Annotated in this window: 17 protein-coding genes; 4 read left to right on the top strand and 13 right to left on the bottom strand. The window is 55.5% G+C overall.

The features are described from left to right. Positions 1 to 86 precede the first annotated feature (86 nt). From AC0Z2B_RS13265 to AC0Z2B_RS13250, 4 genes are read left to right on the top strand one after another with little or no spacing between them, the layout of a single operon-like run. Positions 87 to 881 (top strand): ABC transporter permease, encoded by a 795-nt coding sequence (locus AC0Z2B_RS13265; protein WP_476297157.1) that lies wholly within the window; start codon positions 87 to 89, stop codon positions 879 to 881. Further along, positions 878 to 2,095: an ABC transporter ATP-binding protein gene (locus AC0Z2B_RS13260; RefSeq protein WP_476297155.1), complete on the top strand. Its 1,218-nt coding sequence runs from the start codon at positions 878 to 880 to the stop codon at positions 2,093 to 2,095. Before AC0Z2B_RS13265 ends, AC0Z2B_RS13260 begins: the two co-directional genes overlap by 4 nt. Then, positions 2,092 to 3,402 (top strand): class I SAM-dependent methyltransferase, encoded by a 1,311-nt coding sequence (locus tag AC0Z2B_RS13255; protein ID WP_476297154.1) that lies wholly within the window; start codon positions 2,092 to 2,094, stop codon positions 3,400 to 3,402. The genes AC0Z2B_RS13260 and AC0Z2B_RS13255 overlap by 4 nt, the downstream gene beginning before the upstream one ends. Continuing rightward, on the top strand, positions 3,402 to 6,662 hold the full coding sequence (locus AC0Z2B_RS13250) for a glycosyltransferase (RefSeq protein WP_476297152.1): 3,261 nt from the start codon (positions 3,402 to 3,404) through the stop codon (positions 6,660 to 6,662). Before AC0Z2B_RS13255 ends, AC0Z2B_RS13250 begins: the two co-directional genes overlap by 1 nt. 166 nt (positions 6,663 to 6,828) lie before the next feature. Here AC0Z2B_RS13250 and AC0Z2B_RS13245 read toward each other — a convergent pair whose 3' ends face one another. The 13 genes from AC0Z2B_RS13245 to AC0Z2B_RS13185 all read right to left on the bottom strand — a co-directional run bounded on the left by AC0Z2B_RS13245 (position 6,829) and on the right by AC0Z2B_RS13185 (position 22,681). Then, positions 6,829 to 9,120 (bottom strand): DUF7024 domain-containing protein, encoded by a 2,292-nt coding sequence (locus AC0Z2B_RS13245; protein ID WP_476297150.1) that lies wholly within the window; start codon positions 9,118 to 9,120, stop codon positions 6,829 to 6,831. Between the two features lie 18 nt (positions 9,121 to 9,138). Continuing rightward, positions 9,139 to 10,071, bottom strand: a complete 933-nt coding sequence (locus AC0Z2B_RS13240) for a glycosyltransferase family 2 protein (RefSeq protein ID WP_476297148.1) — start codon at positions 10,069 to 10,071, stop codon at positions 9,139 to 9,141. Beyond that, a complete protein-coding gene (locus tag AC0Z2B_RS13235) occupies positions 10,064 to 10,468 on the bottom strand; it encodes a GtrA family protein (RefSeq protein ID WP_476297146.1) in 405 nt (134 codons plus the stop codon). Before AC0Z2B_RS13235 ends, AC0Z2B_RS13240 begins: the two co-directional genes overlap by 8 nt. Further along, on the bottom strand, positions 10,455 to 11,390 hold the full coding sequence (locus AC0Z2B_RS13230) for an NAD-dependent epimerase/dehydratase family protein (RefSeq protein WP_476297144.1): 936 nt from the start codon (positions 11,388 to 11,390) through the stop codon (positions 10,455 to 10,457). Before AC0Z2B_RS13230 ends, AC0Z2B_RS13235 begins: the two co-directional genes overlap by 14 nt. Beyond that, positions 11,387 to 13,102, bottom strand: a complete 1,716-nt coding sequence (locus AC0Z2B_RS13225; RefSeq protein WP_476297142.1) for a thiamine pyrophosphate-binding protein — start codon at positions 13,100 to 13,102, stop codon at positions 11,387 to 11,389. The genes AC0Z2B_RS13230 and AC0Z2B_RS13225 overlap by 4 nt, the downstream gene beginning before the upstream one ends. Positions 13,103 to 13,105: 3 nt before the next feature. Then, positions 13,106 to 14,419 carry a lipopolysaccharide biosynthesis protein RfbH gene (rfbH, locus tag AC0Z2B_RS13220; protein WP_476297140.1) on the bottom strand — a complete coding sequence of 438 codons (1,314 nt, stop codon included), beginning with the start codon at positions 14,417 to 14,419 and terminating at the stop codon, positions 13,106 to 13,108. A 28-nt stretch (positions 14,420 to 14,447) separates the two neighbouring features. Next, complete coding sequence (gene rfbG / locus AC0Z2B_RS13215) at positions 14,448 to 15,530, bottom strand: CDP-glucose 4,6-dehydratase (RefSeq protein ID WP_476297200.1); 1,083 nt, start codon at positions 15,528 to 15,530, stop codon at positions 14,448 to 14,450. 8 nt (positions 15,531 to 15,538) lie between these two features. Further along, positions 15,539 to 16,312 carry a glucose-1-phosphate cytidylyltransferase gene (gene rfbF / locus AC0Z2B_RS13210; RefSeq protein ID WP_476297138.1) on the bottom strand — a complete coding sequence of 258 codons (774 nt, stop codon included), beginning with the start codon at positions 16,310 to 16,312 and terminating at the stop codon, positions 15,539 to 15,541. Positions 16,313 to 16,324: 12 nt separating this feature from the next. Beyond that, positions 16,325 to 17,314 (bottom strand): FAD-binding oxidoreductase, encoded by a 990-nt coding sequence (locus AC0Z2B_RS13205; RefSeq protein WP_476297136.1) that lies wholly within the window; start codon positions 17,312 to 17,314, stop codon positions 16,325 to 16,327. Positions 17,315 to 17,822: 508 nt separating this feature from the next. Continuing rightward, the gene (locus AC0Z2B_RS13200) at positions 17,823 to 20,153 is read right to left on the bottom strand and encodes a hypothetical protein (protein WP_476297134.1); all 2,331 of its coding nucleotides are present in this window, start codon (positions 20,151 to 20,153) and stop codon (positions 17,823 to 17,825) included. Further along, positions 20,146 to 21,051: a hypothetical protein gene (locus tag AC0Z2B_RS13195; RefSeq protein ID WP_476297132.1), complete on the bottom strand. Its 906-nt coding sequence runs from the start codon at positions 21,049 to 21,051 to the stop codon at positions 20,146 to 20,148. The genes AC0Z2B_RS13200 and AC0Z2B_RS13195 overlap by 8 nt, the downstream gene beginning before the upstream one ends. Beyond that, positions 21,033 to 21,674 (bottom strand): class I SAM-dependent methyltransferase, encoded by a 642-nt coding sequence (locus AC0Z2B_RS13190; protein WP_476297130.1) that lies wholly within the window; start codon positions 21,672 to 21,674, stop codon positions 21,033 to 21,035. The genes AC0Z2B_RS13195 and AC0Z2B_RS13190 overlap by 19 nt, the downstream gene beginning before the upstream one ends. After that, positions 21,671 to 22,681 carry a glycosyltransferase family 2 protein gene (locus AC0Z2B_RS13185; RefSeq protein WP_476297128.1) on the bottom strand — a complete coding sequence of 337 codons (1,011 nt, stop codon included), beginning with the start codon at positions 22,679 to 22,681 and terminating at the stop codon, positions 21,671 to 21,673. The genes AC0Z2B_RS13190 and AC0Z2B_RS13185 overlap by 4 nt, the downstream gene beginning before the upstream one ends. Positions 22,682 to 22,694 lie beyond the last annotated feature (13 nt).

Below are 22,694 nucleotides of genomic sequence, written 5' to 3'. Positions count from 1 at the left end.
ATTGTCGTTCGGATGGTAGGGCAGGGGGGTAGGGGTACGGTATCTCACCGTATCGCTGCGATTGAGCGCTTGATTCAGGGGTAAATATGTTTGGTATGTTGAGAGGGCTTTGGGATTACCGAAGCTTCGTTATCAACTCGATTAAAAACGAGTTTATTGCAAGGTTTGCCCGCAGTCGCTTGGGCGGACTTTGGATGATTATTCATCCACTGACTCAGGTTGCGATATACGCCCTCATTCTGTCCAATGTCCTTGCGGCAAAACTGCCCGGTGTCGACAATAAATACGCCTATGCGCTGTATCTCATGGCCGGCATGCTGGCGTGGAATCTGTTTTCTGAAATCGTCTTGCGCTGCCTGACGGTTTTCATCGAAAACGGGAACCTGATGAAAAAGATGCGTTTTCCGCGTATAGCTTTACCGGTGATCGTCGTCGGCTCGTGCCTGCTTAACAACCTGCTGTTATTTGTTGCGGTGCTGGCTGTATTCGCGATTCTTGGCCATTTTCCAACACTGCAGATGTTCTGGTTGGTACCACTGGCATTGGCAGTGGTTGCGCTCGCGGTAGGGCTTGGCCTGGTGTTAGGTGTGCTCAACGTCTTCTTGAGGGACATTGGGCAAGTGGTCCCGATTGTATTGCAGGTGCTGTTTTGGTTTACGCCGATTGTGTACTCCGTGAATATCATCCCGGAGACGTTGCGTGGGGCGCTGGTCTATAACCCTTTGTATCCGCTCGTTACTGCTTATCAAAGCGTTATGGTTTACGGGGCTTCGCCTACTTTGCAACAGGTCGCAGTTGCCTTCGCCCTGGCGCTCTGCCTGATGGTGCTGGGCCTGTTTCTTTTCCGTCGAGCTGCACCTGAGATGGTGGATTCCCTATGAGCCTGCTCAGCGTTAAAAACCTGGGCAAAGCCTATCGTAGCTATCGTTCGGAGTGGCAGCGCATTGCCCGGTGGTTCTTCCTGCCGGTGTCGCCCAGTGAAGAACACTGGGTGCTCAAGCACGTAAGCTTCGAGATTCAGCCGGGAGAGGCGGTTGGCATCGTTGGCCAGAATGGCGCGGGTAAATCCACCCTGCTCAAGATGATCACCGGGACATTGCAGCCTTCCGAAGGGACTTTGCAGGTCAATGGCCGCATCGCAGCGATTCTTGAGTTGGGCATGGGTTTCAACCCCGAGCTCACCGGCCGCCAGAACGTCTACCACGCAGCTGGACTCATGGGGTTCAGCGCGCAGCAGTTGGATACAGTCATCGGTGATATTGAGGCGTTTGCCGAGATTGGCGAATACTTTGATGAGTCCGTGCGGACCTACTCAAGTGGGATGCAGATGCGCGTAGCGTTTGCCGTCGCCACCGCGTTCAGGCCCGAGATACTGATCGTCGACGAAGCGCTCTCCGTAGGCGATAGCTACTTTCAGCACAAAAGCTTCGACCGCATTCGAGAGTTCCAGCGCCTAGGCACCACGTTGCTGATCGTGTCCCATGACCGAGGTGCGATTCAGGGGCTTTGCAGCCGAGCGATCCTGCTGGAGTCCGGGACCGTGATCAAGGATGCCGCGCCAGAAGAGGTGATGGACTATTACAACGCCATAATCGCGGCCAAGGAAAACTCGACGGTAACCGTTACCCAGCTTGAGGACGGTAGCACCCAAACCCGGTCTGGTTCGGGTGAGGCGACGATTCGATCCGTTAGCCTGCATAACAGCGCAGGTGAGCCTATCGAATATGTGCAGGTTGGCGAGGCGGTCAGTCTGTGCATCGATATCCAGGTTAATAGCGATATCCCCGAACTGGTGACGGGCTATATGCTGAAGGATCGTTTGGGGCAAACCGTGTACGGGACCAATACTCACCACTTAGGTCGTGAGCTGGAGCACCTGACGGCAGGCCAGGAAGTACGCTATAGCTTCCGTTTCGAGGCCAACCTGGGTGTTGGTTCGTACTCGGTGGCGGTTGCCCTGCACACAACCGAGAATCATATTGCCTGCAACTATGAGTGGCAGGATCTGGCGCTTGTTTTCAATGTGGTTAATGTCTCTAAAGCAGAGTTTGTCGGCCTTGCCTGGCTACCGCCAACATTGGAAGAAAATAGATGAGTACAACCTTTTATCGCGCTTTTGAGGACCGACATCGTGGTAGCCGCGAGCTCATCGCGAAGCGCTTGGAGGTGTACCTGCCTTTCATCAGTCCACTCAAGGTGTTGTACTCCACCTGTCCTGCACTGGATGTGGGGTGTGGCCGTGGTGAATGGCTTGAATTGCTTAACGCGCATGGCTTTGCTGCCCGGGGAGTGGATCTTGACGAAGGCATGCTGGACGCCTGCCGGGAGCTGAACCTCGTGGCAGAGTATGGGGATGCATTATCGGCGCTTGCAGCGCTGGACGATAATAGCCAATCCGTTGTTTCCGCGTTCCATCTGGTGGAACACATACCTTTCAGTGATGTGCAGACGTTGGTGAAGGAAGCGTTGCGGGTGCTTAAACCCGCAGGACTGTTGATTATGGAAACACCTAACGCTGAAAATTTGGTAGTCGGGACCAGCAACTTCTTTCTCGACCCGACGCATGAAAAACCCGTTCCTCTGGATTTGCTTGGCTTTCTGACTGAGTACTCAGGGTTTTGCCGTAGCAAAGTAGTGCGGCTGCAAGAAGATCCGTTATTGCATGAATCGCAACAGTTGACCCTCATGGATGTCCTCGGTGGCGCTAGCCCCGATTACGCGATCGTTGCCCAGAAATCAGCCCCTCCTGATCAGTTGGCGATGTTCGAGGCCTGCTTTGCCCGCGATTACGGATTGAGCTTGGAACACTTGGCGAAGCGTTACGAGTCGCAGGTGCAGCAGCGCCATCAGGAGACCGTGGACAAGTTCCGGCAGGAGACCGTGAACAAGTTTCGCCTGCCCGAGCTTCAGGACCAGATCCTGGAAATCAAGACTGAACTGCAGTTGGTGCGCGAGCAGCGCGACGAGGCGTTGGCCAAGGCACATGAACTCTGGTTACAGGCCTGTGCGAACGACAGCGCCCTCCAGGCCTTGACCAGCAGCACGTCATGGCGCATCACGAGGCCGTTGCGGTGGGCGGTGCATAACGCGCAAGTAATGCCAGCAGTATGTGTCGGGGCGCTCAAGGCCGCCCCTCGGCGAGCATTGATTTCAGGCGTTCGTTTTGTGCTCGCGCGGCCAGCACTTCTGGACGGGCTGAACAAATTAATCAGGCGCGCTCCGGGTTTACATAATGCGCTGAAAAGATTTGCCCACAACCATAGGGTCATCACCGACGCTACGCTGGCTTCCAGCCAGTCGGCCGAGGGCTCAGTGCCGCAGCATCTTGATAGTTTGTCAGTAGAAGCTCGCCAGGTTTACCACGACTTGAAAAAAGCTATAGATCAAAAGGATCTGGGTTGATGCGTATTGTCCTAGACATGCAGGGCGCTCAGGCGCGTTACGTTAAATCTGAGGCGTCGTGCTACGTCACCAACCTGGCACGTAGCTTGGTCGAGTACTCGGGTGAGCACGAAATCATATTGGCCCTGAGCGGCTTGTTCGAAGGGAGTATCGAGGCGCTTCGCTCGGAGTTTCACGGTTTACTCCCGCGCGAAAACATTCGTGTATGGTCCGCTCCTGGTCCGGTCAGCCACAAGCACGGGGTGAATGAAGGACGCACGCAAGTTGCCGAGCTGATTCATGCAGCGTTTCTCGCAAGCCTCAAGCCTGACCTGCTATTGGTGTCGGATGCTTTCTACAGCGATGACAGCGAGCTTTTTTTCACTCCCGCAGCATTGGCGCAGGCACCCTGCAGTGTCGTTGTACTTGAGCATTTGGCGGAGGTGGAACATCCCACTGCCGCACAAATCGCTCGTCGTGCGCGGCAGCTCCAACAACTTGAAATGGCCGATAACGTGCTGTTGCTTCCGCCGTTGGAGGTCGAGCCAGTAAGCCGGACATTCGGTCTGCCCGTCGAGCGGTTTACCCGGCTGGTGTCGACTCCCATTGGAGGATTTACCGACCAAGGTTTGCGCGAAGATGCGTTGACAGTGTTGGCACTGCAGCCTCCTATCGAAGCTTCCCCGGAACGGGGCGCTCCGGTTGCACGGCAAAAGTTGGCCTACGTTTCACCATTGCCCCCCCAGAAAAGCGGCATCGCCGGCTACAGCGCAGAATTGTTACCTGAACTTAGCCGTTACTACGACATAGAGGTGGTAACCGGGCACCCGGAGGTAACTGATCCGTGGGTTGTAGCCAATTGCCCGATACGCACGGTTGAATGGTTCCGCCAACATGCAGAGAGTTATCAGAGGGTTATCTACCACTTCGGTAATAACCCGATGCACGCCTTCATGTTTGAGCTACTGGACGAAATTCCAGGCGTCGTGGTGCTACACGATTTCTATCTCAGCGATGTGCAATGGTATTGCCAGGTGCATGGCATCAAGCCTGATGCCTGGGTAAAAGAGCTGTACCAAGGGCATGGCTACAAAGCGGTGGCGGACTTTTACCGAGACGGAGTGTCCGGCACCCTGGCCAAGTATCCAGGTAGCCTTGGCGTGCTCAGCAAGGCATTAGGTGTCATCGTTCACTCCGACCATTCCTTGTCCCTGGCGCGGCAATGGTACGGGGATGCCCCCCACTGCTCGATGATTCCACTGCTGCGCATACCTGCTGCTACCCCAGATCGTGCGCGCGCTCGCAAGGCCTTGGGTTTGAGTGAGGATGACTTCGTCGTCTGCAGCTTCGGTTTCATGGGCAGGACCAAGCTCAACCATCGATTGCTGGCTGCTTGGGAAGGCTCCGCGCTGTTACGCCAGGATCCCAAGTGCAAGCTGTTTTTCGTGGGGCAGAATGAAGCTTCCGACTACGGCCAGGAAATCGAGCGCAGTTTGCGCGCCCGTGAAGAGGCATCGAGTGTAAGTATCGTGGGTTGGACGAATGCCGACACCTACGAACTGTACCTGGCTGCTGCAGATGTTGGGGTTCAACTGAGGGAGTTGTCGCGAGGGGAAACCTCCGCCGCTGTACTCGACTGTTTCAACTACGGGCTTGCTACTGTCGTGAACGCCAATGGCGCCATGGCAGACCTTCCCGATGATGCAGTGATCAAACTCCAGGATCAATTCAGCGATACACAGCTGACTGAAGCGCTTGAGGGGCTGCGCAGTGACGTGCAGGCCCGCGCCGAACTTGGGGGCAGGGCTGCTGCGTATGTGCATCGTGAGCATGCCCCGGCGCACTGTGCCGAGCTCTACGTTGAACGAATCGAAGCTCATTATCATGAGCGTGGCCACTATCAGGCGTTTATTTCTTCGTTGGCGAAGGTGTGTGGCGATAACGAAGGGCAAGTGGATATTCTTGCAACTTCACAGTGCATTGCCCTTAACCGACCGCCAAGGATGGGGCTGCGACGCATCTATGTAGATGTGTCTGCAATGGCTCGTGTCGATTTGCGCACAGGTATTCAACGCGTTGTACGGGCATTGCTGCTCGCACTCATTGAATCTCCGCCCCCAGGCTACCTGTTCGAGCCCGTTTACCTGAGCAACGCTAACGGGGCATGGCATTGGCGCTACGCGCGCAACTTTATGCTTACGCTGATGGGATGCCCGACCGGTTGGTTGCGGGACGACGCAGTGGACATGCAGCCGGGCGAGCAGTTCCTGGGCCTCGATTTTGCCGGCTCTTACGCCGTGGAAGGTGGCAAGGCCAAGGTGTTCTCACGTATGCGCGAGCGTGGGGTAAGAACCACATTTGTTGTATACGACCTGATTCCGATCTTGTTCGAAAAACATTTTCCGCCGGGCACCAAGGAGGCTCACGCCCAGTGGCTATACGAGATTACCCAGGCAGATGCGGCGCTTTGTATCTCTGCGGCAGTGGCTCACGATCTCCAGTACTGGGTTGCTGTTCACGGTGCGCCGCGGGCGCCTCACATGCATCTCCAGACTGGCTGGTTCCATCTTGGGGCTGATCTCAACTCATCGGTTCCCACTACAGGAATGGCAGACGGCGCAGCCCAGGTGCTCAAGTCCCTACGCGATGCGCCGACGTTCCTGTCCGTGGGGACCATTGAGCCGCGCAAGGGCTATGCCCAAGCGCTTTCGGCGTTTGAGTTGCTATGGGCCCAGGGCGAACAGCTTAATTTGGTCTTCGTGGGCAAACAGGGCTGGATGGTCGACGATCTTGCTGCACGCCTGCGTGAGCACCCGCAATTGAACAAGCGTCTTTTCTGGCTTGAAGGTATCAGTGATGAATACCTTGAAGCGCTCTATGCGTCCTCTTCCTGTTTGCTGGCGGCTTCCGAAGGCGAAGGGTTTGGTTTGCCACTGATCGAGGCTGCCCAGCACAAATTGCCGATCCTCGCTCGAGCACTGCCAGTATTTTGCGAGGTTGCAGGCGAGCATGCTGCGTTCTTCGAGGGGGATAGCGCACAAAACCTAGCCGATGCAGTGCTCCAGTGGATGACGGACAGTCATGAGGGAAGGACCATCGGCTCTACCAATATGCCTTGGCTAACGTGGAAGCAAAGTGCAGAGCAGTTCAAGGCAGCCTTGCTCGGTTTGGAGCAAGCTCACTTTACAGGACAAAAAACCATTGAGTCGCCAATGACTAGCGCAGCGACTCCCGCACAGGCTGCCCATCATGGTCAACCCGACGGCGTAGCTCATCGCTGAAGGTAATTAGCGCTAGCCCCGTTGAAGAAGCTCTGCAATCAACCCGCTACGGCGGGTTTTTTGCGTCTGCATGAAACTACAGGTTTTTTTGGGAGGGACTTGGCTGGGCGGGGATGGCCGTTTCAGGGCAGTTCCGGTACCGGCTTTCGCCGGTACCGGTGCCTGATCATTGAGTGATCCGCATTGATACGAAACCAATACCCAGAATACGCCGATCAGTGTTTCCGGTGAGCCGTTGTGGAGAAACTGGCTCTGGAGGGACGAAGGTAATGCTGTCCGCACTCGCACCTTCGAGGTCAACATCCAAGTGTACTTCAGAGACTCCCGCAGTGAGCTGAACGCTATATTCGTGGCTACCGATCAGAACGCGAGTCGGCTTTTGAGCATTGCCGCCGTATGCTTGGGCCTTCAGTACAAGTGTAAACTTCTGCGGCAAGGGGGATGTAAACTCAAACATTGCCTGCTGGGAGGACCAGCGTCCCCACGGCTCGACGCCGTAAAGGCCCTGAGCGCTACTAATGAACTCAGGCATTCCATTGCGAGTGAAGTCTATGCCGCTCGCCAGAGTGGCACTGTAGCGAGGTCCCAGCGCGTCCCCGAAGTATCCTGCCGTGTGCTGAATTTGCTTCATCGACAAGCCCGCTAGGTCAGGGTGCACGCTGTTTTCAAGCTTGAAAAAAACGATTTCCTTGTCATCGCTCTGAAGCAGCGGTTGCTGCTGCAGCAACTGCGACAGTTCCTGAATCTGTGCGTCACCGTTGTCGGCATAGCCGCGTCGGTCGATATAAATACCGTCGAAGCCCAGCTTGCGGATGACCTCAAGCTGTCGAGCCATGGGTTCTTGTGCCAGCGCGCGGTAGAACAAGTCACCCGGCCGCCCCTTCATGCCGCCGAAGCTCCAGTGCAATGCAGTTGAATGCAGCACGCCGACCATCATCTGGTAATTGATCAGACGTTGCAGCATAGGTACTTCAGGGAAGCCAATGTAGGGTAGCTGGTAAACTGCGCCTCCGGGAGGAAGTGCTTTCTCGATCGCCTGTACAAAGCGCTTGTCGCTATCAAATTGCGCGTTTTGGGTGGCTGTACAGCTTTTGCATGGCGAGGTGGTCTGGTCGAACAAGCCTACGAGTAGAAGCAGGGTTGCGACGGCAATGGAGTAATTTCCCAGGCGCGGTGCGATTTTCTGCAAGAACAACTGCAGCGCGACGAACAGGAAGAGCAGGGCGCCGCATGCGATGAATATGCTGTCCCTGTTCCAGGCTCTGATGGACGGCGAGACAGTCATCGCGAACAGCATGCCTAAACCGCCCACCGTGGCGAACAGAAATAACAAAACTGTTGTGACTGCCAGCAGGCGAAGCCTATCGTCGACCTCGGCACGGGCATGGGCAAAAAGGAAATAAAGCAACGCTAGCAGGAAGCCAGCGGCTGCTAGGGCGCCGAGCGACGAAGTGGAGTTCTCGTTAACCAGAGGAGTTGCTTGGTTATAGCGCTGGGCGATAACGCCAACTCGCCCTACGCGATGGTCGGGGCGAGGCATCAACAGCTGCATCATCTTCATTCCGTAGACTTCAGACTCCTCAGGCGCGCGCTGCGCAACTTCCAGGTTGGGACCGTTCTGATAGGTGCCGATCAGGTTGGGCGCAATGTTGATGAAGACACCAAAAACCGTAGCAGCGATGAGCAGGGCGGCTTTTCGTAGGCCATGTGTATGACGCGCTTTGACCACGCTCATGACACCGGCTGCGGCCAGGATAATCACTCCAAACAATGCGTAGTAGACGCCAAAGGAAGCCAGGACCAGCATGCCTACGGCCGTCGCGATTAGCGAACGAACCTTAGACTTGATTCCGTTGGATGTGGCCGGCGCTTGGGTGAGGTAGATGTCCAGTGCAAGGTAAAAGAACAGCGGTGCTATGAAGTACCACGTATAAAAGAGGTGCTGGAGGCGCAAGAAATGGAAGGGCGCAAACGTGTAGAGGACGCTGGTTGCCACTGCAAAACTGCGATTGAGGCCGTAGGCGCGGGCAGCTACATAGGTAGCCACGAAGCAGGTAGGAAAGCCGAAAAGATAAAACAGCTTGACCCCTGCCGGCCAGCCTCCGCCCAAGAGAGCAAAGACTTTGATGAGCACATGGTCCCCGCCGTCCGAGCCAGGGAAATCGAGGAAATTGGAGCCGAATGGAAAACCACTTCGGGCGTTGTCGAACAACCAGCCTTCCGCTACACGTTGGGCCATCCATGCGTGGAAGAGACCATCTCCCGAATAGGCATAGGGCCTTGTCAGGTCTGGCATCAGGCCAGCGGGAAGGCCGCTGATAATAATGCTGGCAAGGAGAAGCGATGCCAGCGCGCCTACAAGAATTAGCTTCCAGTCCGTGGCGAAAATTGTTCGCCATGTAGGGTGGGAAATTAACCGGGCGGAGGCAGGCGTGGCTATAGAATGTTGTGAATTCACGGGCTAGGCTCGAATTATTTAGTCAAAATTTACGCGTTCGATTTCGACCACGAGCGGCATGTTGCGAATTTTGGTGTGAACCGAGCCCAAGTATTCACCCAGCATCCCCAGAAATAGGATTTGGACCGAGCTGAAGAAGAACAACGAAATGAGGAGGGGGGCGATACCCATCTGGAAGGAGTTCCAGAACGCCAATTTCGCAATCAGGAACCCGAACGCAGCCAATAGGCTCAGGCCTGCTAAGAACGCACCACCCATAACCATCAGCCGCAATGGAACTTTGGAGTGATTGGTAATGCCGAGCATGGCAATGTCATACAAGGTATAGAAATTGTTCTTGGTGATACCGCGCATGCGGCGTGGTTGCTTGAACGGAACGGTCGCGATCGGGAACCCGATTTCACATAGCAGGCCGCGGAAGTATGGATATGGGTCGTCAATCTGTTTGAGGATGTCCAGGACCGCGCGGTCAAATAGACCGGCACCAGTGGCATTCTGCACCAGCGGCACTTCCGATATGCGTGTGACGAACCGGTAGTAGGCGCGTCGTGCAATAAACATCAGCCGCGACTCTTCGCTTTCCGGTTTAACTGCCATCACCGTCTTGAAGCCTTCCTCCCACTTTTTGACGAACTCCTCGATCATCTCGGGTGGGTCCTGCAGGTCGGAGGCGATCAGCACGGCGGCGTCGCCACGAGCCTGAAGCAGCGCATGGTAGGGCGAGCGGATGTGACCGAAGTTGCGCGCGTTCAAGATGAGTTTCACGCGCTGGTCCTGTGCGGCCAAGGCGCGTAGCTTGACGATGCTTCCGTCAGTTGAACAATTGTCAATGAAAATATGTTCGTAGTCGTAGTCAAGGCGGGACATCACCTCGACGATGCGCTGATAAAGCTCATCAATATTGGCTTCTTCGTTGTAGCAAGGTGTCACTATGCTGATGAGCTTACGCATAATTGAAAACATACCTGTTATTAATGACAAATGAGAGAAGTGCCATGGGCACGATCAGCGCTATACCGGCTAGGTAGGGACTTACCCCGAATAGCTTGAGTGCCGCAATTCCTGCAACGTTGGCGCCGTAAACAACCGCATACCCGAGCACAAAGCGAAAGATCAGCTTGTTGTTCTTCGAGCCAAACACCAGGGCACCGGTGCTTTTAAAGTTGAATAGAACGCCTAAAATTGTTGCCAGCAGCAAGGCCGCGCTGTAATGCAGGCCGACGTAAAGGAAGCCAGCAAAACAGCCGTAGCCGAATACCGCGTTCATTACCCCTACTAGTAGGAATCGAACCAATTTCATTTTCAACAGCGCACGCAGCCGCGGCAGTCCTTTTTCAATCTCTTGCATTCAGCGCCTGCCTGATTTCACGCAATACGCCGCTCAGCGAGGATTCGCCGGGTAGGTAGCCGAACAACTGTTCGGCTTTGCGATTGTGCGAATAGTAATGTGCCTTGGGGCCGGTGGCATTAACACGCGCTTGGTCTCCCGCTACGGTAAATCGCAGGCCAAATTGCTCGGCCAGGGCTGTCAGTAACTCGAATTTACCCACAGGCGCCAAGCTGTAGCAGTCCACTGCTGTATTACACGCGGGACCCCGAAGTACCTTGTCGATCAACTGCATGAAGTCGGCAGGGGTGAGGTAATCCCGGAGCATGTCATCTGGTGCGACCTCCAGCAATGTTCCCGCGCGCAGCGCTCGCAGGATATCGCTGAGGAAAAAGCGTGCTTCGGGCGCCTGGCGATAGCTGAAATAGCTGAACACCCGCACATCGACGATTGCGGCATCCGGCAGCGCCCGATGGCGGCACTCGGCTTGAAACTTTGCAGCGCCGTACCAATCCTGGGGCTGCAGCGAATTGATCGGGAAGACTGCAGCAGAGGCTGCAGTGACGGGGGTAGCGAAGTTGCTGCCATAGGCAGCGCCACTGCTCAGGTACACATATCGGCATGCGGGGTGGTTGCGCAGGTAGGCCAAGGCCAGGTTGTCATACTGCTCGGTGATGGTGAAGATGGCCGAGCCCATTTGAACGGCCCTGGCCGGATCTCCTACTCCGACGAAGTTGATGACCGCGTCAAACTGGCAGCTTTCATTGAACGCTGTGTAGTCGGACACGGCAAATCCACTGTTTGCGACAATCGCTTGAAACTCTGCATCCAGTGTCCCCGGTGTACGCACGAACAAGGTACAGCGGTAAGCGGTGTGCTTGGCCAGGCTGGCGATCAAGTCCTTGGCGATATGGCTGCTCGCTCCAAGGATGGCCAGCTTCATTGGCCTAATTCCAGCAGGGGCGACTGCTCATTGATCGGGCGGCCGAACTCCAGACGGGGGCGGCATTCCCGCGCATCAGGCATCAATACCTCGATGAGCGTGGGCTTTCGGTCGGCCAGGAATTCAGCCACCGCAGCCTTGAATGCTTCCAGGCCAATCACGCTGAGTGAATGCAATCCATAGGCGGCCCCCAGCGCCTTGAACTGCGAGGTGTAACCGTCCCAATAGGTTGATGAGTTACGACCTTCAAAATACATTTCTTGGAAGCCGCGAACCATGCCTAGCGAATGGTTATTTAGCACAACGGTCAGGATGGGCAGCCGCTCACGGGAGATAATATCGAGCTCCTGAATATTGAGCTGGGCGCCGCCATCGCCAGTAATTACTACTACCGGCTTATCGCCCGCTATGCAGGCGCCCACGGCAGCTGGAATGGCAAAGCCCATCGTACCTAGTCCGCCGGAGTGGTGCATGGCCTGGCGCGGGCCTAGGCGCAATGTGTGAGCCGCCCACATCTGGTTGTTACCCACATCAACGACGTAATCCAACGGCTGGTTGGCAGCAAGCTCATTGAGTGTATTGAACAGTTGGAAAGGACTAATGCTCCACTCTAGGTACTCGTCCATGAAGGACTGTTCGAACACCTGTGCCAAACGTGCGCGCCAGATCGCCTGGGTGGGACTTGCTTTAGGAGCGGTGGCGATGAACGAGGCAAATACCGCCTCCAGGTTGGCGCTTATCGACTGCTGTGCCTTTACCCGATTATCCAGCTGGGCAGGATCCAGATCGAATTGCACGATGTGTGCATTTGCTGCGAAGGTTTCTGTCTTGGCGCCAGTTTGGCGAACATCCATGCGGCTGCCGAACACGACCAGCAAATCGCAGTTCTGCACGGCGTAGTTGGCTGCGCGGGTACCGTACGCACCGAGCATTCCAAGGTAGTGCTCGCTGGCAGTAACTTTTTCTGCGCCCTTGAGGCTGGCAACATGAGGAATTCCTAGCTTTTTGACCTCGCTCAGCCATTGGTCGAAGCCCGGCATGTTTACCGCGCCTCCACCAATCAGGAACAATGGCTTCTGTGCCGTCTCAAGCATCGTCCAGACGTCGTCGAACGAGCTGTTTTGTACTGGGGCAGGCGCCGAGGCATGGGCCCAGGTAGTCAATAGCTCATCGAGTGTTGCTTCATCAATTTCAGCGCGCTGGATATCCATGGGGATATCCAACAGCACGGGGCCCGGGCGCCCCTCGCGAGCGATAGTAATCGCCTTGAGCAGGCAGGGAATCAAATCGTCGACGTGGGTAACCTGGTGAGCGTATTTAGTAATACTGCTAACCAGTGCAACGCTATCGAGCTCTTGAAAACCCTGCTGCCGGATCGCCCGTTCGCCCTTCAATTCGTGGGTGTTGACTTGGCCGGTCAAAAACAGGCACGGATGGCTGTCCAGCCAGCAGTCTGCAATACCGGTGATCAGGTTCGTGGCGCCGGGGCCGCTAGTGCCCAGCGCCACGCCCATGACTTTGTGATTGGTCGCGCGAGCGACAGCGGATGCAGCGAAGGAGGCGCCTTGCTCGTGGTGCATGGACAGCAACTTGGTCTTGCCTAGCAAGTTAATACTGTCGACCAGATGGGCAATCATTCCACCAATGAGCTCAAAACCATAGAGGACCTGGGTGTCCGCCAAAACCTTTGCTACTGCATCCGATGCTTTCATAAGTTAGAAACCGATCCCGAAGAACTCTTCCAGTTTTTCACCGACATAGTTGAAATGTTCCTGACCGAGCGACGGCTGCACACCCAGCCAGAAGGTCTGGTTCATGGTGCGGTCGGTATTGGTCAACTCGCCTACGACGCGGTATTCCACGTTGTGGAAATACGGTTGGCGAATCAGGTTGCCGGCAAACAGCAATCTGCTGCCGATCTTGTGCTGGTCGAGGAACTTCAGCAGGTCAACACGCTTGACGCCGGCGCTTTCTTTCAGGGTGACTGGGAAGCCGAACCAGGAAGGGTCGCTGTTGGGCGTAGGCTCGGCAATCTCCAGGAAATCGCTGAGGCTGGACAGGCGCTCTTTCAGCAGCTTGAAGTTACGCTTGCGAGTCTCGATGAATTCCGGTGCGCGGTCCAATTGGGCCAAGCCGCACGCGGCTTGCATGTCGGTAATTTTCAAGTTGTAGCCGAGGTGGGCGTACACGTACTTATGGTCGTAGCCATGAGGCAGGCTGCCGAACTGTTGGCCGAAACGGTTGCCACAGGTGTCGTCGCAACCCGGGGCGCAATAGCAATCGCGGCCCCAGTCACGGAACGATTCAGCGATCATTCTGAGTTGGGCGTTATTGGTGAATACCGCACCGCCTTCGCCCATGGTGATGTGGTGTGCCGGATAGAAGCTGAGGGTGGCGATATCGCCAAAGGTGCCCACCATCTTGCCGTCGTAGGTGGCGCCCAACGCATCGCAGCAGTCTTCGACCAGCCACAGGTTGTACTTCTCGCACAGAGCCTTGACCTTGCCCAAGTTGAATGGGTTACCCAAGGTGTGGGCAAGCATGATTGCCTTGGTTTTCGGCGTAATGGCCGCCTCGATCAGGTCCGCATCGATGTTATGCGTCGCCATATCTACATCGACGAACACCGGAATGGCGCCGAACTGTACGATTGGGTTGACAGTTGTCGGGAAACCAGCGGCGACGCCAATGACCTCGTCGCCTTTCTTGATAGCGCGGTCACCCAGTTTTGGCGAGGTGAGAGTGCTGAAGGCGACCAGGTTCGCGGAAGAGCCCGAGTTGACGGTCAGCAAGTAGTTCACGCCGAGGAATGCGGCCAACTTCTTTTCAAACTCTGCGTTGAAGCGGCCAGTCGTGAGCCAGCCGTCCAGCGACGCCTCGACCATCAATTGCAGTTCGCGGGCGCCGATCACCTTGCCCGAGGGAGGGATGACGGTTTCGCCCCCAACAAACGGTTTGGTCGCCAGGGCAGTCTGGGCGTAACGCTCTACGAGCTGGCTGATTTCCTGACGGAGCATATCGGGGGTCATAGTAATTCCTGCTCAAGCTAATTATCGGTTAGGCGCCAGAGTCCATGGCGGCCATGTAGCTATTGATTTCGTCCACGCACCGGGCGTGCATATCGTCACCTTGCAACCAGCGGCGATGCCAGTCGACGATATGGGTCAACGTAGTTTCCAAGTCCCATGTGGGCTCCCATTTCAGATGGGTGCGAGCCTTGGAAATATCCAACTTCAAATAACGTGCTTCGTGTGGCTGCGGATTCTCGTCGAGCTGCCAGCTCGCACCCGCCCCCCACGCTTGCACCATATGATCAAGGATCCATTCGACGGGCCTTGCGTCTTCATCTCTGGGGCCGAAGTTCCAGCCTTGTGCGACTGCATGGCCATGCTCCCACAGGTGCTGGGCCAGGACAAGGTAGCCGCTGAGTGGCTCCAGAACGTGCTGCCAGGGGCGTGTCGCCTTGGGGTTGCGCACAATCACGGGGGAGCCCTGTTCCACTGCGCGCAGGATGTCCGGGATCAATCTATCTTCGGCCCAGTCACCGCCGCCGATTACGTTGCCAGCTCTCGCCGAGGCCAGCGCAGCGCTGTGTTCTGAATTGAAGAATGAATTGCGGTAAGCGCTAGTGACCAGTTCTACACAGCCCTTACTGTTACTGTACGGGTCGTGGCCGCCCATGGGTTCATTTTCACGATACCCCCATTCCCATTCCTGGTTTTCGTAGCATTTGTCCGTGGTCACATTGACGATCGCGCGAAGCCCCGCGCATTTGCGTGCGGCCTCCAGCACGTGAACGGTACCCATCACGTTGGTTGCGTAGGTCTCGACCGGCTCCCTGTACGAAAGTCGCACTAGAGGCTGGGCCGCCATGTGGATAAGGATGTCCGGATCAAATGCGACCATGCTTTCGGTAATGGCCTGCAAATCGCGAATGTCACCGATTTCCGAAATCATCCCGTGCGCCACGTGCGCTTGCTCGAATAGCGCGGGTGTAGTGGGTGGGGCCAGGGCGAAGCCCTTAACCTGCGCGCCCATGCCCTGCAGCCAGAGGGCCAGCCAACTACCCTTGAAGCCAGTATGGCCCGTGAGAAACACCTTCTTGCCCATCCAGAAAGCGGGCGTCACAGAAGCTTTCATATGCGTACTCAGCTCCAGGATTTCCATGGCGCGGTGCCAGTCTGCCATAACTTCTCAAGCAGGGTTTTATCGTGGAGTGTGTCCATCGGTTGCCAGAAGCCAGGGTGTTCGAAAGCCATCAACTGGCCATTCTCGGCTAAACTCATCAACGGGTCCTGCTCCCAAACCGTGCTGTCATCCTTCAGGTATTCCAGCACTTGGGGGGAAAGCACAAAGAAACCGCCATTGATCATGGCGCCATCGCCCTTTGGTTTTTCCTTGAAGTTGAGTACCTGGCCGTCGCGAATGTCCAGTGCGCCAAACCGACCTGGCGGGTAGGTAGCGGTCAGAGTGGCAGCCTTGCCGTGGCGCTTGTGGAAGGCGATAGTGGCGCCAATGTCCATGCTCCCGACGCCATCGCCGTAGGTGAAGCAAAAGGCTTCATCATTGCGAACGTAGTCCGCCACACGGCGCAGGCGACCGCCCGTCATGGAGGTTTCACCGGTGTCCACCAGCGTGACGTTCCAATCTTCGGCGCGCTTATCGTGAACCTTCATGCTGTTGTCACGCATGTTGAACGTAATGTCCGAGGTGTGCAGGAAGTAGTTCGCGAAGTATTCCTTGATCATGTAGCCCTTGTAGCCACAGCAAATGATGAAGTCATTGATGCCATGAGAGGAATACATTTTCATGATGTGCCACAGAATCGGCTTCCCGCCGATCTCGACCATGGGCTTGGGCCGAGTACCTGTCTCTTCGCTCAAGCGAGTCCCCAGCCCACCCGCCAAAATGACTGCTTTCATAACCGCTCCTTGTTAGTTTGAACTCACGAATGCATCTGAGTAGAAGTGTTTGACGGGCAAGCCGGCAACCGTAAGTGCTTCACGAGCAGAATGAATCATTGACTCGGAACCGCAGGCGTAGACCACGGCCTGGGTAAGGTCGACGCCATCATCAAGCAACGCCGCCTGTACATAACCGGTGCGCCCTTGCCAGTCTTCGCCGTTGCGAGACAGCACAGGAATAAATGTTGCGTTGAGCCCTTCAAGTTGAGGGGTCCAGTAGATATCGGAAGGGGTGCGACCGCCCCAGTAGATAAGAACCCTCTTGCCTGCCGCCAGCTCTGGGCTACTCTGCAACTGCTCAAGCATCGCCTTGACAGGCGCTATTCCTGTGCCGGTGGCGAGAAATACCAGAGTGCTGGCGTTCTTGTCCCGCAGGCAGAAAGTACCAAGCGGGCCTTCCAGGCGTAGCAGATCGTTCGCCTTGGCCGCACCGAACCAGTATTGCGACATCGCGCCTTGCTCGACCTCGCGGATTTGCAGCTCAAGCTTGCCGTCGGCGCGGGTAGCGTTCGCGATCGAATAACTGCGACGCAGGCCACCCTCGCCAATGACGTCCAGATATTGGCCTGGCAGGTAATGAAGCTTGCTGGTGGGCGGGACCCGCAGCACGACTTGCACCACATTTTCGGCGAGCCGGGTAATTGTGTCGATCCGGCAGGGGAGGGTCTTGACCACTATGTCGCCAAGTGCGCCGATGTCTTCCGCGTCGATCTCCACATCGCTGAGCGCCTGGCGGCAGCAAGTTAGGATCATTCCGGCGGCAAGCTCCTCCGCGGTTAGTGAGGTTTCGCCTTTCAGGGCTTCAGTATCACCGCTGAGTACGGTGGTCTTGCACACACCGCAGCGGCCCGTGCGACAGCTGTATTCCAAGGTGACGCCTGCGGCTTTGGCGCTGTCCAGGAGCGATGTGCCAGCCTCTGAAGTGAACGTTTTCCCGTTGTGAAGTTTTACTGAAACCATGGGCCTACCGGGTTCGAAATACTGAAGGGCTTTATAAGCCACTCTCGGCTAATTGTGTCAAATAATTCCAGGCGAGAGCCATATGCGGAAGAGGCCTCGATGCAGGCGCAGACGGGCTCAATCTAATGCAGCAGGCACACCTGGAGTGTTTCTGACGTTTCGTCGGGAGCCGGAGTCTAACACCCCGATACCACTTTTGTGTTGGATTATGCCGGACAGCTTTCAGCTGGAGATTTTCCTGCCATCACGCTCTTTTCCCGTTGCTTGAGCATCTGTTCCGGCGCGCTTCGTCCAATATTGCGCGCTATTCCCGACCGATGGCGTGGGACGCCAGCTAGCCCCGCCAATCTTGTGCGAGATCACCAAGATGGCTGGTTGCAGTCCACTGGATGGAAAATTGTAATAAATCAATTCGGTCCCTTGTACGCAAGTAAATGGGGGGGCGCGCGTTGGGGCCGCGCCGTCCGTCCTCCTCTGGATGGCCACCGTGCCTGTGAAAGGCAACGTTTTATTCCTTGGCAAGATCGATTTTTTGCAAAGCTATGCCCAAAACCCTGTTGTCAGTCGAACCAGTCAACGCTTGCGGCGATGTAGCCTGGGGAATGGAGACCGAAAGAATTCGGGCGCCTCTGGCTCCGGAAAAGGGAATTGCGACTTCCATGGGGCTGCCGGAGGTTGCTTCAGCCTGAATATCCCAATGCCAGGACTCCTGCTCGCTGGCAAACCGAATGGAAACAGGGTTCGCCTGGCTTGCGTTGAATGGAACGAACCTGAGAATTGCAGTGCACGTCCTGTCTGCACAATCTGCCGGAATGGGTAGCATCAATTGGGCGGTTCCGCTCGACCAGACAGACTTTGCTTCCAGCCCGTACCACCCTTTTCGAAGTATGAGAGTGCTGCCTTCTAAAACAGGACTGATTTCGATCGGGTACTGAGTGTCTTGAAGCATCGAAATTTCGGCTTTTTCGCGATGTCCCCTGAATTCCGGCCGTAAGCGTGCCACCGCGAAAAGCCTGGTCTCTGAAACTTCCATGGGGGCTAGTTTTTTCAAGGCGTCGACGAAGGGCTGTCTTACGAGCCTGGTATCGCCAGGGCAACGGAAGTCAGGAATGCCTCGCAGCTGTTGCTGCTGCTCTTCAGTCAGTTGTGCTGAAGTTTGAGTGAGGCAAGGCCATACGTGGGGGGCCCACAGCATGTGGAAGTACGGGATGACGATAGCGTCAGTTGTTCCCCTGATAAGCGTCATGGCTGCAGCTTGTGCGTTCACGGGGCTCAAATCCCCCCCAAGGCCGTTCAGGTCCTCTGGCCAGCCCGTTTGGGCAGCGGCGAGATTTTTGTCTCCGCCAATGTTGAAAGTGCGAAAGCCGACTTTTGGAGCTAGGTAGTTGGCGATGAAATCATTGCCCCACGGTAAGAACAGCGCTTTCTCTCCTCGCTGCATATGTGTGGCTAGAGCCTGTGCAAGCTGGTTGTCAATTTGTAGGAACATATCCCGGTTATCAGTCCCGTTTTGCCAACGGTCATGGAGGTTTGGAAGGTTGATGACAATCACGGCTGCCAATGCCAGCTTCCAGGCCGAGTGCAATTTGTTCTCTGCCCGTGCAGCCCCCATCATCGTCAGTGCCCACAGCGCAAATATGCCCAGTGCACACCAGCGGTAGGACGCTCGCATGACATTGAAGCCGGGCAGCTTCTCGGACATCCAGGCGTTCCCAGTTGGCATGACTGCGAGGTCTGCCGGCATCAGGGCGCTTTGTTGTTGCGGGTGGCTGGCTTGCAGGAGTGCAGGTTTCGTCGAGTCGATCTTTAGCGACGGCCCGAGGCCCATATAGATGCCGAACAGGCTGATGAGCAAGAAGCAGGAGGCAAGCTTCAGCTGGGACCTGGTCCTCCACCACCCGGCGATACCTAGTATCAGTATCGGTAGGAAAAAAGTGGTGGTCCATACGGAGGCGTCGCCGAAGTGGGCTTCATCGGTGCGCTTAAAGCTCAATCCCAGCGTGTCGGCGAGCCATAGCACTCCACGCGTAGGGGTGGTGATATAAGTCAGGTCTACGCCCCAGCCCCTGAAGAATTCGATGGGCGGGGTATCGAAACTGGATTTACCGATGTATGAACTGTAGAGAAGGTAGGCCGCGCCGAAGCTGGCGATATGGATGGGCGTGGTGAATGTCAATGCTGATTTGCGCAGCGTTGGCTGAGTAAGAACGGTGTAAAGGAGAATAAGGCTGGTGCCGCTTGCAAACATCACGAACGTGTAACCGTCCATGAAAATTGCGATAATGGTTGCGCAGAAATACAGAGTGATCGACGCCAAGGGCGGGGTGGTTGGTGCTGATTGAGCCGGAAATAGTTTCAAGGCAGCAAGAAAATAGAACGGCAGTAACGCGATTCCCCAAGACAGCATGCTGTAGCCGGCATGTGCCCAGATGATCGGCATGGTGGTCCACACGGCAGCGCCAAGCAGGGCGATCGTTCTCGTGGCGCCAAACCGATAAGCTAATTTATAAGCTGATAGGAATGCCAGCCCCAGCCATAGGGCAGCTACCATTGAGTACGCGTCAGCCGCTGACAGCCCCAATCTAATGAAAAAACTTGCCGGCCAGGCGCCTGATAGTCCGAAAGCGATCGCGGCGGGTTTGGGAATTCCAAAGTCATGAGCGAACAGGCTGAACAGGGGGCCGTTCGCCAGCGATTGGGAGAACCCCATCGACCATACGGCCTGGCCAAGCGTCGGCATCATCAAGAATGGCACTGTTTCTTGGACGAAGAGCACAAAAAAAACTGCTGCAAAGGCGAGTAGGACCTCCCAAGGCGTCCAATTCATACGTTTAAGCATTATGGGTGTCCGTGGTGGTTTTTTTTGGTATGAGGCATGAAGCGGCGACAAAAAATAATAGGTCGCCGGTGACGGTTACCAGTCTGCCGAGAAGAGTGGCCATGAGCAGGTCAGCTTCGTTCACGGCACTCTTCAGGAGTAAAAGTAAAATCATCTCGCGTATGCCCACTCCCGCAGGAGCCCCCGGGGTCACCAGCCCAGCGAGCCAGGCCACGATATACGCCCCTGCAAGGGCTGGCCAAAGTTGGAAGGGGATCATTTTATTTGCTGAAATGACATTGACCAGTACAGCGAATATCCCGCCTGATATTGCCAGGAATGCTGCCTGTTGGCTAAACGCTAATACGGTTTGTTTGCCCGTTAATCGCCGCAGTATCAAAGCGAAGACCGCAGCAGAACAAAGTAGTATCGGGACGCTCAAGGCTTCTTCGAACGTCGGAAACAGAATGGGAAACACGAGCGAAGTGAAAATCGCAGCGGTAACGACGAGCAGTCCTAGTTCCCATAGGGTGGATCGGGCTAGTGGGCCGGCGGGCAAGCCGGCCGCCATGCCTAGCGCCTGGCGTCCGGCCAGATGAAAAATATTTCCAGGCAAGTACTTGGCCAGTTGGGATATTCCATAGATCTTGATGGACTGTCGTCGGGGTAGGGATACCCCCAAATACGTCAGAAGGTGTCGCCATGCTGATGCCAGTAATACGTTGGCCAAGCCATAGATGACGGCGAGGATGCTAATGGCTAGCCAGACCTTCAAGTTGATTTTTGAAAAATCCAGGTCAAGCCAATAGGTGCGCATCCGAAGGATGACAAAAAAAATGCCTATGAGAGCGAGTCCGCTTCCAAGCCAATGTAGTTTTTTCCGGAGGCTCGGTTTGATGCTTACGTTTTTGCGCGGCATAACACCATTGTCCAAGGCAGCGGGTTGCTAGTTTCTATCACGTCAAAATACTGTGAAACTAGCTGGATGAAGCGTTGTTTCGACCAGTGTTGGAGATGTCCAGGCGTATTGCCGAGTTGTGTGATGTACTTTCCGCGGGAAAAGTTCAGTGCCCTCCAGAGAGGCTCGCGTGGGACACTGAGGATCACGTGTCGGGTAGTGACGCGTTGCAGCGCCCGTAGCCCCGCTTCAGGGTTCTCCAGATGCTCAAGGACTTCGCAGCAAACAATCAGGTCGGCACTGTCTTTGTTCGGGTCGAGGTCATAGATGCTGCGGGGTTCAAAGATCGTTGGTGGCAGCCCCCGCGCGATGGAGTTTTCTCGTGCCAGGGCAATCACGGATTTGGAGAAGTCACAGCCTCGAGCTGTCAGTCCTTGCTCCGTCCACCTGAGTACCCAGTACCCCTCTCCGCAGCCAATCTCATGTATTGATTGGGGCGCGGCTTGTGTGACAAAGTTGGACAGAGCAGTTTCAAAACCTTTCATCATCCATTGGACGATAGGGTTTGTTGAACCGTATTTGTCATAAGCATTGCCAGTAACAACACCGTCTTCTTCCGTGCCCCCGGAGATCTTTATTTTCATGATGGTTTGTTCACGTTGATTGTTGAAGGGTCCGCTTCAAGCGTGTCGTCGGTGTGGCCTGATTTAGCACCGGATTCGCGCGTGCTGGCCACTTTGAAGCGTATATCTTCAAGTAGTTTTCTGTTGGCTGCGAGCAAGTCCGCTACGAATGCGACGAGCAGTGTTTGAAAGCCGATGCCTAAAAATACAGACGCCAGGATCAAGGATTGGACATGGCCTTCGCCAGCGCCAGTCATATAGAACCATATGAAGCGCAAACCAATCAGTGTGCCGATTCCGAATAGCACGGCACCGATTGAGCCAAAAAAGGTGAAGGGGCGATAGATGATGAAGATTCGAATGATGGTGACGATGCTGCGCTGGATGTAAGAGGGTATGCTTTTGACGAGCCGTGAGGGGCGAAGGTCTTCATTGACACGAACAGGCACAGACGTTATTGCCATGTTCTTCTGGCCAGCCTGGATAATGGTTTCGAGGGTATACGTGTAGTCATTGAATACCATAAGGCGTTGCGCTGCGGAGCGGCTGATCGCGCGGAATCCGCTTGGTGCATCCGGGATGGCGGTCTTGCTGGCTACCCGTACTACCCAACTTCCTAGTTTTTGCAGTAATTTTTTTACCGGGGAGAAGTGATCAATCGTGTGTATGGGGCGGGCACCTACGACTAGCTCTGCTCTATGTTGCAGGATGGGTTCAACCAGTGCTGGTATATCGTCGGCGTTATATTGGTTGTCGGCGTCGGTGTTCACAATAACGTCGGCGCCCAGGCGCAGGCACGCATCTAGTCCAGTCATGAACGCTCTAGCCAGTCCCTTGTTGCTAGGGTGTCGAACGATATGATCTACACCGTTTTTACTGGCAACCTCTACTGTGTCATCTTGACTCCCATCATCAATAATCAGCCATTCAACCGAACTAAATCCCGGGATCGTACGCGGCAGGGCTGCCAGCGCAATGGAGAGGGTCTTAGCTTCATTGTAACAAGGTATTTGTATGATCAGTTTCATTGATTATGTTTTT

It is taken from the genome of Pseudomonas sp. GYB4201 (assembly GCF_056312595.1).
This window is presented reverse-complemented; position numbering and strand designations above follow the sequence as displayed.